General features: G+C 65.2%; 13 protein-coding genes. All 13 read left to right on the top strand.

Annotation, left to right across the window (positions count from 1 at the left end; genetic code table 11):
• Positions 1-40: 40 nt before the first annotated feature.
• The 13 genes from V9L17_RS11235 to V9L17_RS11175 all read left to right on the top strand — a co-directional run bounded on the left by V9L17_RS11235 (position 41) and on the right by V9L17_RS11175 (position 15,936).
• Positions 41-1,837 carry a peptidoglycan D,D-transpeptidase FtsI family protein gene (locus V9L17_RS11235; RefSeq protein ID WP_337347743.1) on the top strand — a complete coding sequence of 599 codons (1,797 nt, stop codon included), beginning with the start codon at positions 41-43 and terminating at the stop codon, positions 1,835-1,837.
• Positions 1,838-1,916: 79 nt separating this feature from the next.
• Entirely contained in the window at positions 1,917-3,557 is a 1,641-nt protein-coding gene (locus V9L17_RS11230) for a UDP-N-acetylmuramoyl-L-alanyl-D-glutamate--2,6-diaminopimelate ligase (protein WP_337351483.1), read from the top strand.
• A 6-nt stretch (positions 3,558-3,563) separates the two neighbouring features.
• Positions 3,564-5,030 (top strand): UDP-N-acetylmuramoyl-tripeptide--D-alanyl-D-alanine ligase, encoded by a 1,467-nt coding sequence (locus V9L17_RS11225; protein ID WP_337351482.1) that lies wholly within the window; start codon positions 3,564-3,566, stop codon positions 5,028-5,030.
• Positions 5,027-6,136 carry a phospho-N-acetylmuramoyl-pentapeptide-transferase gene (gene mraY, locus V9L17_RS11220; protein ID WP_337347746.1) on the top strand — a complete coding sequence of 370 codons (1,110 nt, stop codon included), beginning with the start codon at positions 5,027-5,029 and terminating at the stop codon, positions 6,134-6,136. Before V9L17_RS11225 ends, mraY begins: the two co-directional genes overlap by 4 nt.
• A complete protein-coding gene (murD, locus tag V9L17_RS11215) occupies positions 6,118-7,695 on the top strand; it encodes a UDP-N-acetylmuramoyl-L-alanine--D-glutamate ligase (protein ID WP_337351481.1) in 1,578 nt (525 codons plus the stop codon). Before mraY ends, murD begins: the two co-directional genes overlap by 19 nt.
• Positions 7,696-7,697: 2 nt before the next feature.
• Positions 7,698-9,026 carry a putative lipid II flippase FtsW gene (ftsW, locus tag V9L17_RS11210; RefSeq protein WP_337347748.1) on the top strand — a complete coding sequence of 443 codons (1,329 nt, stop codon included), beginning with the start codon at positions 7,698-7,700 and terminating at the stop codon, positions 9,024-9,026.
• Between the two features lie 6 nt (positions 9,027-9,032).
• A complete protein-coding gene (murG, locus tag V9L17_RS11205) occupies positions 9,033-10,133 on the top strand; it encodes an undecaprenyldiphospho-muramoylpentapeptide beta-N-acetylglucosaminyltransferase (RefSeq protein ID WP_337351480.1) in 1,101 nt (366 codons plus the stop codon).
• On the top strand, positions 10,130-11,506 hold the full coding sequence (gene murC, locus V9L17_RS11200) for a UDP-N-acetylmuramate--L-alanine ligase (protein ID WP_337351479.1): 1,377 nt from the start codon (positions 10,130-10,132) through the stop codon (positions 11,504-11,506). The genes murG and murC overlap by 4 nt, the downstream gene beginning before the upstream one ends.
• Positions 11,499-12,473 carry a cell division protein FtsQ/DivIB gene (locus tag V9L17_RS11195; protein WP_337347751.1) on the top strand — a complete coding sequence of 325 codons (975 nt, stop codon included), beginning with the start codon at positions 11,499-11,501 and terminating at the stop codon, positions 12,471-12,473. Before murC ends, V9L17_RS11195 begins: the two co-directional genes overlap by 8 nt.
• Before the next feature lie 189 nt (positions 12,474-12,662).
• Positions 12,663-13,895 carry a cell division protein FtsZ gene (ftsZ, locus tag V9L17_RS11190; RefSeq protein ID WP_066285766.1) on the top strand — a complete coding sequence of 411 codons (1,233 nt, stop codon included), beginning with the start codon at positions 12,663-12,665 and terminating at the stop codon, positions 13,893-13,895.
• 8 nt (positions 13,896-13,903) lie between these two features.
• Positions 13,904-14,593 carry a polyphenol oxidase family protein gene (locus V9L17_RS11185; RefSeq protein WP_337351478.1) on the top strand — a complete coding sequence of 230 codons (690 nt, stop codon included), beginning with the start codon at positions 13,904-13,906 and terminating at the stop codon, positions 14,591-14,593.
• On the top strand, positions 14,586-15,317 hold the full coding sequence (locus tag V9L17_RS11180) for a YggS family pyridoxal phosphate-dependent enzyme (protein WP_337347753.1): 732 nt from the start codon (positions 14,586-14,588) through the stop codon (positions 15,315-15,317). The genes V9L17_RS11185 and V9L17_RS11180 overlap by 8 nt, the downstream gene beginning before the upstream one ends.
• A gap of 88 nt (positions 15,318-15,405) precedes the next feature.
• Positions 15,406-15,936, top strand: coding sequence for a cell division protein SepF (locus tag V9L17_RS11175; RefSeq protein ID WP_337347754.1), 531 nt, complete (start codon positions 15,406-15,408; stop codon positions 15,934-15,936).
• The last annotated feature ends 50 nt before the right edge of the window (positions 15,937-15,986 follow it).

The following is a 15,986-nucleotide window of genomic DNA, read 5'->3' as shown; positions in this document are numbered from 1 at the left end:
GGACCTGACAGGCAACACAGCGAACAGCAAGGAAATCACGGTGGCGCAGAGGACCGGCAAGGCGAAGAGCGGCAAGGTACCCAACGCCACGAGGCGCCTGCGCCTTGGCCTGGGCATCATGCTCACCCTTCTCCTGGTGGTGGGCGGCAAGCTTTTCCTCGTTCAGGGCCTGGACGTTGGCGGCATGGCCGAGGCTGCGCTGAACAAGCGGATGACCCAGACTGTCCTGCCGGCCGAACGTGGCAGCATCCTGGACTCCAACGGCGTTGTGCTGGCCAACAGCCTCATCCGCTACAACTTGGTGGTGGATCAGGTGACGAACACAAAAACAGAGAAGTTTTGGCGCCTGGTGGAGGGCCAGGACAAGCTGGTGGAAGTCACCCGTGATCAGGGCATTAGCGAACTCGCCCTTGTCCTGGGGATGGACGCCGACGAACTCCGGAAGGCCGTCACCGGTGAATCCAAGTACTACATCGTGGCGAAGGACCTGAAGCCGGACGTAGAGGACCGGATCTCCAAGCTGCAGATTCCCGGCATCGTCACCGAAGGCGTCAGCAAGCGCGTCTATCCAAACGGTTCGGTCGCCGGTGGCATTATTGGCTTCCTCCAGGACGGGTACACAGGCCAGGCCGGAATTGAACAGACGCAGGACGAACTGCTCAAGGGGGCAGACGGCAAAAGGCTGTTCGAAATCGGTGCGGACGGCCTTCGAATCCCTGTTGGGCTGGACGAGCTCACCCCACCGCAAGACGGCAAGGATGTCAGGCTCACCCTCAATTCCGACCTCCAGTATTTTGCCCAGCAGGCCATCCAGAGCCAGTCGGACAAGCTGGGCGCCGAGTGGGGAATCATTATCGTGATGGATGCCAAGACCGGCAACCTCATCGCCATGGCCGACACTAATTCCCCTGATCCCAACGACCCCGGCCTGGTGGCCGCCAAGGACCGAGGGGTCCGCTCCGTGACGGCTGCCTACGAACCGGGCTCGGTGGAAAAGATGATCACGGCGGCGGCCCTGATTGAGGAAGGAAAGTCCAGCCCGCTGGACACGTTCACCCTCCCGCCGTCGTACACAGTAGACGGTCAGACTTTCAGCGACTCGTTTGCCCATGGCACGGAGGAACGGACCCTCGCCGGCATTCTTGGCTGGTCCATGAACACCGGAACTGTCATGGCAGGCCAGCGACTCAGCAAGGAGCAGAGATTCGACTGGCTGCAGAAGTTCGGCATCGGGGAGGCTCCGGACGTCGGTCTGCCCGCTACCGCTTCGGGCATCCTGACGCCGGCGGACCAGTGGGACGACAGACAGGAGTACACGGTGCTGTTCGGGCAGGGTGTATCGCAGTCCACGCTCCAGACGGTGCGGGCCTTCCAGACAATCGCCAACAATGGCGTCATGCTCCAGCCGCGCCTGATCGATTCCTACATCTCACCGGACGGGACTGAAGAGAAGGTCGCTCCGCAGCCTTCGCGGCAGGTGGTCTCAGACAACACTGCGCAGCAGGTCCAGGACATCCTCGAAAGCGCGGTTACCGAAGGGCAGATTAAGGACGCCGCCATCGACGGCTACCGTGTGGGCGCCAAGACGGGAACCTCGGAATCGCCGTGCGACGACGGCAAGTCAGGATTCTGCGGGTATACCGCTTCCATCGTTGGCATGGCGCCGATGGATGATCCGCGGTTTATTGTTGAGGTGGTGCTGCAGCGGCCCAAGGGCAGCATCTATGGCATTACGCAAGGTCCGGTCTTCCGGTCAGTCATGAGCCAGGCGCTGCGCACCTACAACGTCCAGCCGTCCACCGGCGAACCGGCGCGGCTGCCGCAATACGCCAAGTAGTACTGCCGTACGCCCCAGCACGGCCCGCTGACTGAGCACGTCCGGCGGGTTTGATCCACTAGCACTTTCGGAGATCCTCTTGTCAGATCACAATGCCCCCGGCAGCCATAAAGTTCCGGCCGGGGGATCCGCCACGGGGCGGTTCAGGCCCACGTCCGTTTCCGCAGTGAGCCTGGCGGGCATCGGCGAGTCCATCGGTGTGTCCGTTCCGGGCCCGTCGGCGTCGGTGTCCATCACCGGGATCTCCTTGAACTCGCGCACCATTGAGCCGGGAGACCTCTACGTCGCGCTCCCGGGAGCCTCACGGCACGGAGCGGACTTCGCAGCCCAGGCAATAGGCGCCGGGGCGGCGGCGGTGTTGACGGACGACGCCGGTGCTCGCCTCCTGGCGCTGTCGGCAGACACCTCCGTGCCGGTGTTGGTGGTTGAGAGCCCGCGGAATGTGGTGGGACCGCTTTCGGCCATGATCTACCGCAGCCAGCCTGCCGATGGCGGCACGCCGACGCTGTTCGGCGTCACAGGGACCAACGGAAAAACGACCACGACCTATTTCATCAACGCGCTGCTTCGTTCCCTTGGCCTCAAGACAGGCCTTATCGGGACTATTGAAATTAAGGCAGGCGGCGATGCCATTCCCAGCCTGCTGACCACGCCCGAGTCAACGGATGTCCACGCCTTGCTGGCATTGATGCGGGAGCGGGGGCTGGACGCCGCCTCCATGGAGGTCTCCTCCCACGCGGTCTCGTTCCAGCGCGTGGACGGAGTGGTCTTCGACGTAGCGGGCTTCACCAACCTCACGCAGGACCACCTGGACCTGCACGGAACCATGGATGACTACTTCCAGACCAAGGCGGAACTCTTTACTCCCCGGCGCGCCCGCCGTGCCGTGGTAACGGTCGACGACGACTGGGGCCGCCGGCTCGCCGACGCCGCCGAGATTCCTGTCACCACCCTCGCGGCCACACCGGCAGGGACTCCTGCCGACTGGACGGTTACGTCGGCTACGGCGCGTGGATTGGGAACGGATTTCATATTGACGGGCCCGGGTGGCGCCTCGTTGAGGGTCCACACGGGGCTCCCTGGCAGCTTCAACGTGGCCAATGCCGCGCTGGCAGCCGTGATGGTCCTGGCCAATGGAGTGGGCGTGGCGGCAGTACAGGCCGCCCTGGATGAGCACGATCCCTTCACTGTCGCCGTTCCGGGCCGCATGCAGTTGGTTTCCGAGTCGCCCGCCGCAGTGGTTGATTTTGCCCACAATACGGACGCTCTGGCCAGGGCGCTGGAAGCCGTCCGGTCACCGCAGCCAGGGTCCAGGCTGATTGTGGTGTTTGGGGCAACCGGGCAGCGGGACCAAGGGAAACGTCCTGCAATGGGAGCCATCGCGGCGACTCTTGCCGACACCGTCATTGTCACCGATGACGACCCCCATGACGAGGACGCTGCCGCGATCCGCGCCGACGTGCTGGCGGGAGCGCTGGAAGCGCAGCAGCGGGGTTCGCTTGAGTGCCGCATCCTGGAAGTCTTCCCGCGCGATGAAGCCATCCGCCAGGCCGTTGAACTCGCCGGACCCCAGGACACTATTCTCGTGGCTGGCCGCGGCCACGAAGTCTGGCAGGAAGTGAAAGGCGTCAACGTTGCCCTGGACGACAGGGTGGAACTCCGCGACGCCTTGACAGCCAAGGGATTCACCGTTCTCCAAGACGACCGGATAGAGTCCTAGACCGAGATGATTGCATTTACTGCGGCGGAAATCGCCGAAATCACAAACGGGCGCCTGGACGCCGATCCGGAGATCACGCCTCTTTCGGTGGTCACGGATTCCCGCGAAGCCACGCCCGGATCGCTGTACGTCGCGAAACCGGGAGAGTATGCGGACGGCCACGACTTCGTTGGCGCCGCCTTTGGCAACGGTTCAACGCTGGCGCTCATGGAACGGCCGGTTGCCGGCCCGGACGGCGAGAACTACCCCGCAGTGGTGGTCGAGGATGCTGTGCTGGCCATGGGCGCCCTCGCCGCGGAGGCGGTACGCCGCATTCGTGCAGCCCGCCAGGCAGCCGGTGAACAGTTCACGGTTGTGGGCATCACGGGCTCGGCAGGCAAGACCACCACCAAGGACCTCCTCGCCGGCGTCCTGGCCACCCAGGGAGCCACCGTTGCGCCACAGGGCTCCTACAACGGTGAGATCGGTGTCCCGCTGACGGTCTTCAGCGCGGACAGCAGCACCCGGTACCTGGTCATTGAAATGGGAGCAACGGGCATAGGCCACATCCGCTACCTGGCAGACATGGTCAAGCCCGACATCGGCGTAGTACTCGGCGTGGGGACCGCCCACGCCGGTGAATTCGGGGGAGTCGGGAACATCGCCCGGGCCAAGGGTGAACTGGTCGAAGGACTTTCCGCCACCGGTACCGCGATCCTCAACCTCGACGATGAACGCGTCGCCGCCATGCGGGACCGTACCCAAGCCACAGTGCTCGGATTCTCCGCTGAAGGCCGCACCGGCGCCGGAGTCCAGGCAGTCAAGCCGGACACCAACCCTGCCGGAAACCCTGAGTTTGACCTCGTCCTGCCGTCGGGCGAACCGGACCTGCACGTGAGCAGCAAACTGATCGGGTCCCATCACGTGGGCAACCTGCTCGCCGCAGCTGCGGCCTCACACGCTGCCGGTGTCGCCGGACGGGACATCGCAGCCTCACTCAGCACACAGACGGCAGCCAGCCGCTGGCGCATGGAACGTACCGAAAGGGCCGACGGCGTCACCATCATCAACGACGCCTACAATGCCAACCCGGAATCCATGCGGGCCGCCCTGCGGACCCTCGCCGACCTCGGCCGCGGCCGCCGTACCTGGGCTGTCCTGGGCGCCATGCTGGAACTCGGACCCGAATCCATCCGCGAACACACCGTGGTGGGCACCCAGGTTGTCCGGCTTAACATCTCCCGCCTGGTGGTGGTGGGCCGGGAGGCCCGTCCGCTCTACGTCTCCGCCGTGCAGGAGGGGTCCTGGGGCGATGAATGCAGCTTCGCCGAAACGATCGAGGACGCCTACGAACTGCTCAACGCCGAACTTGAACCCGGCGACCTCGTCCTGTTCAAGTCCTCCAACAGCGTTGGGCTGCGGCATTTAGGCGATCGGATAGCATTACCCCCACAAGCCCCCGTACCTGCCAGTGAAGGGAGCGAACAGCTGTGATTGCACTTTTGATCGGCGCTGGCCTTGCCCTATTGTGCGCCCTGGTGGGAACCCCGCTCTTTATCCGCCTGCTGGTCCGCAAAAGCTACGGCCAGTTCATCAGGGATGACGGACCGACGTCCCACCACACCAAGCGCGGGACTCCCACCATGGGTGGAACCGTGGTGGTGGCCGCCGTCCTGCTGAGTTATGGACTGACGCACTTGATCATGTGGATGATGAATCCGGCGTCTCCGGGTCCTTCAGCGTCGGCTTTGATCCTGCTGTTCCTCATGGTGGGGATGGGCCTGGTCGGCTTCCTCGATGACTTCATCAAGATCTCAAGACAGCGAAGCCTGGGGCTGAACGCCAAAGCCAAGCTCATCGGCCAGGGAACTGTGGGAGTCGCGTTCGCCATCCTTGCCCTGAATTTCCCGGATGCAGACGGCGTTACGCCCGCGTCCACCAAAATCTCGCTGGTCCGCGACCTTCCGTGGCTGGACCTGGCCTTCGGCGGTACCGTCCTGGGCGCCATACTTTTCGTCGTGTGGTCCAACCTGATTGTCACCGCGGCAACCAACGGGGTGAACCTGACGGATGGCCTGGACGGCCTCGCTGCAGGTGCTTCCGTCATGGTTTTCGGCGCTTACACCCTGATGGGCATCTGGCAAAGCAACCAGGCCTGCGGCTCCCCGCGGGAAGCCGGCAGCGGCTGCTACTCGGTCCGCGACCCGCTCGACCTTGCCCTTCTGGCCGCCATCATGAGTGCAGCCCTCGTTGGATTCCTCTGGTGGAATACTTCTCCGGCCAAGCTTTTTATGGGAGACACCGGATCCCTCGCGATTGGCGGCGCAATCGCTGGTTTCGCCATCCTGTCCCGCACCGAACTGCTCCTGGGCATCATCGGCGGGCTTTTTGTCCTCATCACCCTGTCCGTCATCATCCAGGTGGGCTACTTCAAGGCCACCGGTGGTAAACGCTTCTTCAAGATGGCCCCGTTGCAGCACCACTTTGAGCTCAAGGGGTGGGCCGAGGTTACCGTGGTAGTCCGATTCTGGATCCTCGGAGGGCTTTTCGTAGCCGTTGGCCTGGGGATCTTCTACGCTGAATGGGTTGTGCTCCTGTGACAGTTTCCTCCCGCCTCACTCGCCTCACCAGTTGGGACTCGGACTGGGCGGGCCTGCGCGTCGTGGTCACCGGCATCGGCGTGTCCGGCTTCGCCGCGGCCGATACCCTCATCGAACTGGGTGCCCGCGTCGTGGTGGTTGACGCAGCCACGTCCGAGACAGCAAAGGCCCAGGCTGAAACACTGAAGATCGTCGGTGCCGCCGACGTTCTCCTGGGGGATGAAGCGGTCAGCAGGATCCCGAAAATCGATGGGTCCCTGCCCGAGCTCATTGTGACGTCACCGGGCTGGCGCCCGGACCAAGCCCTCCTGGCATCAGCCGCACGCGCCCACATCCCCGTTTGGGGCGACGTCGAACTTGCCTGGCGGCTGCGCATCCGGGAAGGGCACAAGACAGCTGACTGGCTGACCATCACCGGAACAAACGGCAAAACCACCACGGTTGGCCTGACCGAAGCGATGCTGCAGGCCGCAGGACTGAAGGCCATCGCCGTCGGAAACGTGGGAACTCCCATCCTTGACGCCCTCCGCGATCCCGTTCAATACGACGTCTTCGCCGTCGAACTTTCCAGCTTCCAGCTGCACTGGGCTGAATCGCTTTCGCCCGTGGCAAGTGTGTGCCTGAACGTGGCTGAGGACCACGTGGACTGGCACGGATCGTACACGTCCTACCTCGCGGACAAGGCCAAAGTCTACGAACGCACCCAGAAGGCCTGCATATTCAACGCAGAGCAGATCGAGACCGAGCGGATGGTGGAGAACGCCGACGTCGTGGAAGGGTGCCGGGCCGTGGGCTTCACCACCCTTACCCCCGCGATCAGCATGCTGGGAGTGGTGGAGGGGCTCCTCGTTGACCGCGCCTTTATCCCCGAGCGCAAGGACAGCGCGGCTGAGCTCGCCTCAATGTCCGACCTCGGAGAATTCGCCCCGCGGCACATGGTGGCCAACGCCCTGGCCGCGGGAGCACTGGTGCGGGCCTACGGCGTTGACGCCAAGGCTGTCCGCCAAGGCATCCGTGACTACGTCCCCGGCAATCACCGGATCCAGCCGGTAGCCCGGCAGAACGGCGTCCTCTGGATCAACGACTCCAAAGCCACCAACCCGCACGCTGCGTCGGCGTCGCTGGCCACCTTCGAGAAGGTGGTCTGGATCGCCGGCGGCCTGTCCAAGGGCGTCAGCTACGACGACCTGGTCCGGGACCACGCAGCGCGGCTCAAGGCCGTGGTGCTGATCGGCACGGACACCGAGGCCCTGGCTCAGGCCCTCGAACGACACGCACCGGATGTCCCGGTGATCGGACCGCCCGCGGGCGACACTGAAAAGATGCAGACTGCCGCAGAGGGCGGGGCCGTCGCAGGCAGCCCGTCGGAGTCCGGCGGGACCGTGATGTCCCGCGCCGTTGCGGCAGCGGCTCAGCTTGCCGCGCCGGGTGACACAGTTCTGATGGCGCCGGCAGCTGCATCCATGGATCAGTTCTCTTCCTACGCTCACCGTGGCGACGCCTTTATCGAAGCTGTCCGCGAGCTGGTGGAAGGGCAGGCCCAGACCGGCGAGGAGTAACAATGGTCAGCACGCCCACCCGGCCGCCGGCAGCAACGCCGCGCCCGGGAAAAACCGCAGCTCCTGCCGGTTCCCGGCCCTCCTTGCCTGTGCGAATCCGCAACGGGTACCGCCGTTTCTGGTCAGCTCTGGAAGGGACCGGAACCTCGCGGAACGGTTCCACCTACTACCTCATCCTGGGCTCCACCCTCGCCCTGACCGCCATCGGCATCATGATGGTGCTCTCTGCTTCCAGCGTGGAATCCATCGCGGCCGGCAAGTCCCCGTATGGTGACGCCCTGAAACAGGGCATGTTTGCCGCCATTGGAATCTTCACCATGTTCGTCCTGTCGCGCATCAACGTTGTCTGGCTGAAGCGCCTTGCCTGGCCCGGCCTGGGCATCGCACTGGTGCTCCTGGCACTGGTCCAGGTCATCGGCGATGAAGTCAACGGCAACAAGAACTGGATCGACATCGGCGGCATCACGTTCCAGCCGTCCGAGGCGTCGAAGCTGGCCCTGGCCCTGTGGATGGCCACAGTCCTGGCGAGGAAGGGCAAGCTCCTGCGCCGGTGGCAGCACGCGCTGATCCCCGCTGTTCCCGCGGCCGGCCTTGTCATCGGCCTCGTCGTCCTGGGAAATGACCTGGGCACCGCGATGATCATCATGATGATCACCGCGGCCGCGCTCTTTTTCGCCGGCGTGCCGTTGTATCTGTTCGGCTTCGCCGCGCTGATCGGCGCCGCGGGAACTGCCGCCATGGCCATCACGAGCTCCAACCGCATGTGCCGCATCACCTCCTGGTGGACGGGAAAGTCCTGTGCCGACGGCATCGATGCGAACTACCAGGCCACGAACGGGATCTACGGACTGGCGTCCGGCGGCTGGTTCGGCGTCGGACTTGGCCAAAGCAGGCAGAAGTACAGCTGGATCCCGGAAGCCCACAACGACTTCATCTTCGCCATCATCGGTGAGGAGCTGGGGCTGGTGGGCACCGTCGTCGTCCTGGTCCTGTTCGCCATCCTGGGGGCGGCGATCTACCGCGTCGTGGTGGCGCAGGAGGACATGTTCCACCGGGTCCTGGCGGGCACCATCATGGTCTGGCTCCTCGGCCAGGCCACAGTCAACATGTCCGTGGTCACCGGGCTGATGCCCGTGATCGGCGTCCCTTTGCCGTTCATCTCCTACGGTGGCTCGGCACTCATGATGTCGCTGTGCGCCGTCGGTGTCGTGCTGTCACTCGCCAGGGAACAGATGGCCCCGGCAATACGGCCCAAGCGGATGCTGAAGTTCGGCAACAGGCCCTCCCGGGGATCCACCGGCCCAAAGAAAACCGCCAGAAAGCGTACCTAGCACCAGATGACTTCCCAAACTCTCTCCATCGTCCTGGCCGGAGGCGGTACTGCGGGGCACATCAGCCCCCTCCTTGCGATCGCCGCCGCCATCCGGACCGCCGCTCCTGAAGCCAGGCTCCTCGCCGTCGGAACACCGTCCGGCATGGAAACCCGGCTGGTGCCTGCCGCGGGACTGGAGCTTGCCACCATCGACCGTGTGCCGTTGCCGCGCAGGCCGTCCATGGACCTGCTCAGGCTGCCCGGCCGCCTGGCGGGGGCCGTACGGCAAGCCGGCCGGATCCTGGATGAACATGAGGCCGACGTGCTCGTCGGCGTGGGCGGGTACGTCTGCACCCCCATGTACCTGGCTGCCCGGCGCCGCCGGATCCCCATAGTGATCCATGAAGCAAACGCGCGTCCCGGCCTTGCCAACCGTGTCGGAGCCATGCTGACCAAGTACGTAGCCGTCGCCTTCGACGCCACGCGGCTGCGCCATGCCCGGCACGTCGGGATGCCCATGCGCACTGAGATTTCAGGCCTGGAACGGTCTGTGTCCCGGGCTGCTGCCCGCGAAGCCCTGGGCCTGCACCCGACGCAGCCTACGCTGATTGTTACCGGCGGTTCCTCAGGTGCCCAGAGCATCAACCGCACTGTAGCGGCCGCCGTCGAGGACCTGGCTGCCGCCGGCATCCAGACACTGCACATCACCGGACGCGGCAAGGCAGTGCTGGATGCCCACGGCGGCACGCTTACGGCCCCCGGCTACCGGCAGGTGGAGTACGTGGACGGCATGGAGTTGGCTTACGCCGCCGCCGACGTGCTCGTGGCCAGGTCCGGCGCCGCGACAGTCTGCGAAGCGGCCGCCGTGGGCGTGCCCGCCGTTTTTATCCCGCTGCCCATCGGCAACGGCGAACAGGCGCTCAACGCTGCGGGGCTGGTCAAAGCTGAGGGGGCGCTCCTCGTCCAGGACCGGGACTTCTCCGTCCAATGGGTCAGGGACCATCTCATCCCGCTGGTGACTGACCCGGCCCGGTTGGCCGCCATGGCCGCCAACTCCCAGCGCCTTGGAATCAGAAATGCCGACCAGCGCATGGCTGGTCTTGTCCTGGAAGCGGTATCCGAATGAGCCCTGCCAACATCCACAGCCAGGAATCCCTGGGCCGCGTCCACTTCATCGGGATCGGCGGTGTTGGGATGTCCGCCGTTGCCCGGATCATGGTTGCCCGCGGGCTGGTGGTCAGCGGATCCGACGCCAAGGACCTCCCTGTCATGGCCGACCTCGCGGCCGCAGGTGCCAGGGTAGCTGTGGGATACGATGCCGCGAACCTCGGCGACGCCCAGACCGTGGTGGCGGGCTCCGCGATCCGTGCAGACAACCCAGAGCTGGTGGCTGCCCGAGAGGCGGGGCTGCCAGTGCTGCACCGGTCTGAGGCGTTGGCAGCCAGCATGGGCGAGGACATTGTGGTCACGGTGGCAGGCACGCACGGCAAGTCCACCACGACGTCGATGATCACTGTGCTGCTGCAGGGCGCCGGGCTGGATCCCTCGTTTGCAATCGGGGCCAACGTTCCTGCGCTCGGTGTCAACGCAGCACATGGCGCGTCCGGGATTTTTGTGGCCGAGGCCGACGAATCGGACGGCTCGTTCCTGAACTACCGGCCCCGGATAGCCGTCGTCACCAACGTGGAGCCGGACCACCTTGACCACTACGGAACCGCGGAGGCTGTCTACGCATCGTTTGACCAGTTCACGGAACTCCTGCCCGCGGACGGCGTCCTGGTCGCCTGCGCCGATGACGCCGGCGCCCTGGCCCTCGCACGCCGCACCCTTGAGCGCGGCAACACCCGCGTACTCCTGTACGGCACCTCGGATGAAGCGGATCTGGTGCTGCACGACGGCGGCCCGGGAGACGTTTCGGTGTCCACCACTGCAGGCCGCTTCGGCCTGCAGCTGCAGGTTCCGGGCCGGCACAACGCCCTGAACGCCGCTGCCGCCTTTGCGGTGGCACTGGAACTGGGGGTTGAACCAGGCGCCGCCGCCGCGGCCCTGGGCAACTTTTCCGGCGCGTCACGCCGTTTTGAACTGAAAGGGGAGGCCGGCGGCGTCCGGGTCTTCGACGACTACGCCCACCACCCCACCGAAGTGCGTGCCGCCCTCGCTGCAGCCCGGTCAGTTGCCGGTGACCACCGGGTCCACGTCCTCTTCCAGCCGCACCTCTTTTCCCGGACCCGGGAGTTCGCCCGCGAGTTCGCCGAGGCCCTGAACCTGGCCGACACCGCCTTGGTCCTGGATATCTATCCGGCCCGCGAGGATCCTATCCCCGGGGTCACCAGCCAGTTGATCGCCGACCACCTTGGCGCCGGTGGACGCCTGGTGGGTGGAAACGCCGCGGTAGCGGAGCTTGTTGGCGCTGCGGACGCTGGCGACATTGTCCTGACCGCGGGAGCCGGCGATGTGACCGCCTACGGCCCGAAGATCGTGCAGGCACTGCGTGGCTAGTGCCCGGCGCCCCACCTACACCTCGCCGGGACGCGCCCAACAGGGGAGGAACAGGTCCGGCCATCCTTCCGGCGGCCCGTCCGGCACCCCCGCGCCCGGCCAGGCGGAGGAGCCGGAGGTCATCTCCGCTTCCAAGACCGCTCCGGGGCCGGAAGTGGCCCCGGCAAGGGCCAAACAGCCCAAGGGCGCCAAATCCAAGGAGAAGCAGGCCAGGGAAGGGCAGTCCAGCGGGGCAGCTGCAGGCGCGAACGTCCTGGCTTTCCCGGAGCCCAAAGGCAGGCGGCTGAAGCGAAACATCATCATCGCGGCCAGCACCCTTGCCGCGGTGGTAGCAGGGATCCTCGCAGCAGCCATCTTTTCGCCGCTGCTGGCGGTCAGCACCATCTCCGTATCCGGCACCAGGCTCCTGACTGCTGACCAGGTCCAGGCCGCCCTGGAACCGCTGAAGGGCAAACCCCTGCCGCAAATCACGGACGAGGAGGTGGACCGGCTTCTGGAACCACTCATCCAGATCAAATCAGTGAAAACGCAGGCACGACCTCCGTCGGACCTGGTTGTCGAAGTCCGGGAACGCGTCCCGGTGGCCCTGGTGAAGCAGGGGGAGCAGTACCAGCAAGTTGACGTTGACGGTGTGCAGCTGGCGGCCACCACGGATCCAGCCTCCGTGGCGCTGCCAGTGATCGACGGCGGCGCAGGCACCATCGGCAAGGATCTGTTCCAGGCGACGGCGGCGGTCCTTGGCGCCCTTCCTCCCGAGGTCCTGGCGAAGCTGTCCAATGCCTCAGCACAGTCTGTCGATGCCGTGGAACTCAAGCTCGTGGACGGGCAGACCATCGTCTGGGGCAACGCGTCGGAGAGGGAACTCAAAGCCAAGGTCCTGGAGGCACTGCTGAAGGTTCCCGCCGATCCGAAGAACCCCGTGCGTGTCTATGACGTCAGTGTGCCCAGGCATCCTGTGACGCGCTAAATCTCTGTATTTCCCGGGAATAGCACGACACGCGGCCTGCGGTTATTGAATGTGCGAACCATAGGAAATACCGTCACAGACATGAGTTACTTGACATAACTATAACCTTCAACTCGAAGGTTAAGGTTCAAAGCTTCAAGCTCGACTCCATCAGTTTTCGCAATAGGACACGAACAAGGGACACGTAACGTGGCAGCTCCGCAGAATTACTTGGCCGTCATCAAGGTCGTCGGCATCGGCGGCGGTGGCGTGAACGCAGTCAACCGCATGATCGAAGTCGGTCTTCGCGGTGTCGAATTCATCGCAATCAACACCGATGCCCAGGCCCTGCTGATGAGCGATGCCGACGTCAAGCTTGACGTTGGGCGGGAGCTGACACGCGGGCTCGGCGCAGGCGCCAACCCGGAGGTGGGCAAGCAGGCAGCTGAGGACCACGCGGACGAGATCGAAGAGGTCATCCGCGGCGCAGACATGGTCTTCGTGACCGCCGGTGAAGGCGGCGGAACGGGTACTGGCGGCGCTCCCGTCGTGGCACGTATCGCACGTTCGCTCGGCGCGCTGACCATCGGCGTAGTCACCCGCCCGTTTACCTTCGAAGGCCGGCGCCGTGCCGGCTCTGCCGAGGCGGGCATCGACGCCCTCCGCGACGAAGTGGACACCCTGATCGTCATCCCGAACGACAGGCTCCTGTCCATCAGCGACCGCAACGTCTCCGTCCTGGACGCTTTCCGCTCTGCTGACCAGGTCCTGCTGTCCGGTGTCCAGGGCATCACTGACCTCATCACCACGCCCGGCCTGATCAACCTTGACTTCGCGGACGTGAAGTCCGTCATGCAGGGCGCAGGCTCGGCACTGATGGGCATCGGTTCAGCCCGCGGTGAGGACCGTGCCGTGAAGGCTGCGGAACTTGCTATCGCCTCGCCGCTGCTTGAGGCTTCCATCGACGGCGCCCACGGTGTCCTGCTGTCCATCCAGGGCGGCTCCGACCTCGGCCTCTTCGAGATCAACGAAGCGGCGCGGCTGGTCCAGGAAGTGGCCCACCCGGAAGCGAACATCATCTTCGGCGCGGTCATCGACGACGCCCTTGGCGACGAGGCCCGCGTGACCGTCATTGCCGCCGGCTTCGACGACGTCAAGGCAACCTCGCCGTCCATGGACCAGTCCCAGCCCCAGGTAGCCCCCCAGCGCCCCGCCGCGCCGGCCCCGGCCCCGGCCCAGGCGCCGTCGGGCGGAAGCCACCAGATGAACGTACAGCCGGTCCACGCCGGAGTCGGTGCGTCCGGCCTGAGCAACTGGGGCCAGCAGCGCCCGTCGGCGGTTCCCGCGGACTCCGGTTTCGACGTCGACCTTCCCTCGGTCGTGGAGCCGGACCTCTCCGGCAGCCGCTCCGATGACCTGGATGTCCCCGACTTCCTGAAGTAGGGCGCAGCTTGTTCCTTTGGAAGGCGGTAGTCCTCCCCGGTGTGACCGTGGCCTTCACGGACACACGCGCCGGCAACCTGGCGTTGCATGTGGGGGACAACGCGGACGATGTCCGGGTACGCAGGGCAGAACTGGAGCTCAATGCCGCCATGGTGCCGGGTTCCCTGCGGTTCATGAACCAGGTGCATGGAACTGCCGTGGCGGTCATGGAGGCCGGCAGTCCCGATCCTGAGGCAGATGCCATGGTTTCCAGGGGCGTGCCGCTGGCGGTCATGGTGGCTGATTGCATCCCCGCGGTGCTGGTCGGCCAGGCCCCAGGCGGCCGTGTGCTTGGTGCTGTCCACGCCGGCCGGCCGGGGCTGGCGGCGGGGGTCATTCCCGCCGCGGTCGAACGTATGCGGGCCATGGGGGCCGTCAACATCCAGGCATGGCTCGGTCCGTCAATTTGCGGCAGCTGCTACGAGGTTCCGGCCGGGCTGCGGGCCGACGTAGCGGCAGCAGTTCCTGCGGCGTGGTCCACCACCAGCTGGGGGACTCCCGGCCTTGACCTGCCTGCCGGCGCGCGGAGCCAGCTGGAGGCGGCAGGCGTGGACGTCATGTACTGCGGGCCTTGCACGCTTGAGAACCAGGATCTATTCTCCTACCGCCGTAACAAAGACACTGGTCGGTTTGCCGGATTGGTCTGGACGCATGACTGAGGCCACGAACCCTGCAGCGCGCACTGCCGAATTGGAAAATGGCCTGGCCGCCGTGAGGAGCCGCATCGTCGCTGCCACAAAGGCATCAGGCCGGGCGGATGAGCCGGCGCTAATCGTCGTCACCAAGTTCCACCCGGCGGACGACATCCGCCGGCTCGCCGCCCTGGGCGTCAAGGACGTCGGAGAGAACAGGGATCAGGAGGCCTCTGCGAAAGCTGAAGCCCTGCACGACCTCGGGCTCAACTGGCATTTCGTGGGCCAACTCCAAAGCAAGAAAGCCAAATCCGTTGTCCGCTATGCCCATGCCGTCCACTCCGTGGACCGGCCGCAGCTCGTTGACGGGCTCGCCCGGGCCATGGCTACCGAACAGGACCGGTCAGGGCGGGCTGCGCTGGAATGCTTCATCCAAGTCAGCCTGGACGACGACGCCGGTGCACACCGCGGCGGGGCCGCTCCCGCCGAGGTCCCGTCCCTCGCAGAGCAACTGGCTTCCGCCGGCGGGCTGGTCCTGGCCGGCGTCATGGCTGTGGCGCCACTTGGATCCCCGCCAGAAGCGGCCTTCGAGAAGCTAGCCGCCATCTCTGCCCGGCTCACCGCGGACCATCCGGGCGCCACGGGCATTTCGGCCGGTATGAGCCAGGACCTCGAGGTGGCCATCCGCTTCGGAGCGACACACCTGCGGATCGGTTCGGATATTCTCGGATCGCGTCCCGCCGTGGGGTAGCGTCAAAGCATTGGAAGTGAATGGCGGGGATTTCCAGTGCTGTCAAATCATTGGTCGGCCCGCCTACGGACACGATTAGGAGTCGACCATGGCCGGCGCTCTGCGCAAGACAATGATCTATCTTGGGCTCGCCGATGGCGATGAACATTACGAGTCCGAGCACCACACCACACGTAAGGATGAGGACGAATCCATGGAAGTTGACCGCGAGGAACGCCGTGCACCCGCACCCGTCCGCGAGGTCAGCCGTGAGGCGTCCTATGTCCCCGAAGAGGAATACCGCGCACCAGTGACCCCCATCAAGCGTGCGGCATCCAGCCGCGAAGAGTCTTCCGGCCTCCGGCAGATCACCACCATCCACCCGCGGTCCTACAACGACGCGAAGCTTATCGGCGAGAGTTTCCGTGACGGCATCCCGGTCATCATGAATGTCACCGACATGGGCGAGGCCGATGCCAAGCGCCTTGTGGACTTTTCCGCAGGGCTCGTGTTCGGACTCCGGGGCAGCATCGAGCGTGTCACCAACAAGGTCTTCCTCCTGTCGCCGTCGTACATCGAGGTCATCGGCGATGACAAGAAGGTCAGCGAGACCCAGGCGAGCTTCTTCAATCAAAGCTAGCCATTAGGCTCATTGTGGATGCCAGGCAGGTGGACCTGTCTGGCATCTGT

Origin of the sequence: Pseudarthrobacter sp. CCNWLW207 (assembly GCF_037203945.1) — a bacterium.
Classification (GTDB): Bacteria; Actinomycetota; Actinomycetes; order Actinomycetales; family Micrococcaceae; genus Arthrobacter.
This window is presented reverse-complemented; position numbering and strand designations above follow the sequence as displayed.

What these genes read in the sequence shown, in the direction of transcription:
- murG (WP_337351480.1), top strand. Translation starts at nt 9,033, where the DNA reads ATGACTTCCCAAACTCTCTCCATCGTCCTGGCCGGAGGCGGTACTGCG.
- ftsW (WP_337347748.1), top strand. Translation starts at nt 7,698, where the DNA reads ATGGTCAGCACGCCCACCCGGCCGCCGGCAGCAACGCCGCGCCCGGGA.
- V9L17_RS11225 (WP_337351482.1), top strand. Translation starts at nt 3,564, where the DNA reads ATGATTGCATTTACTGCGGCGGAAATCGCCGAAATCACAAACGGGCGC.
- murC (WP_337351479.1), top strand. Translation starts at nt 10,130, where the DNA reads ATGAGCCCTGCCAACATCCACAGCCAGGAATCCCTGGGCCGCGTCCAC.
- murD (WP_337351481.1), top strand. Translation starts at nt 6,118, where the DNA reads ATGGGTTGTGCTCCTGTGACAGTTTCCTCCCGCCTCACTCGCCTCACC.
- V9L17_RS11175 (WP_337347754.1), top strand. Translation starts at nt 15,406, where the DNA reads ATGGCCGGCGCTCTGCGCAAGACAATGATCTATCTTGGGCTCGCCGAT.
- V9L17_RS11180 (WP_337347753.1), top strand. Translation starts at nt 14,586, where the DNA reads ATGACTGAGGCCACGAACCCTGCAGCGCGCACTGCCGAATTGGAAAAT.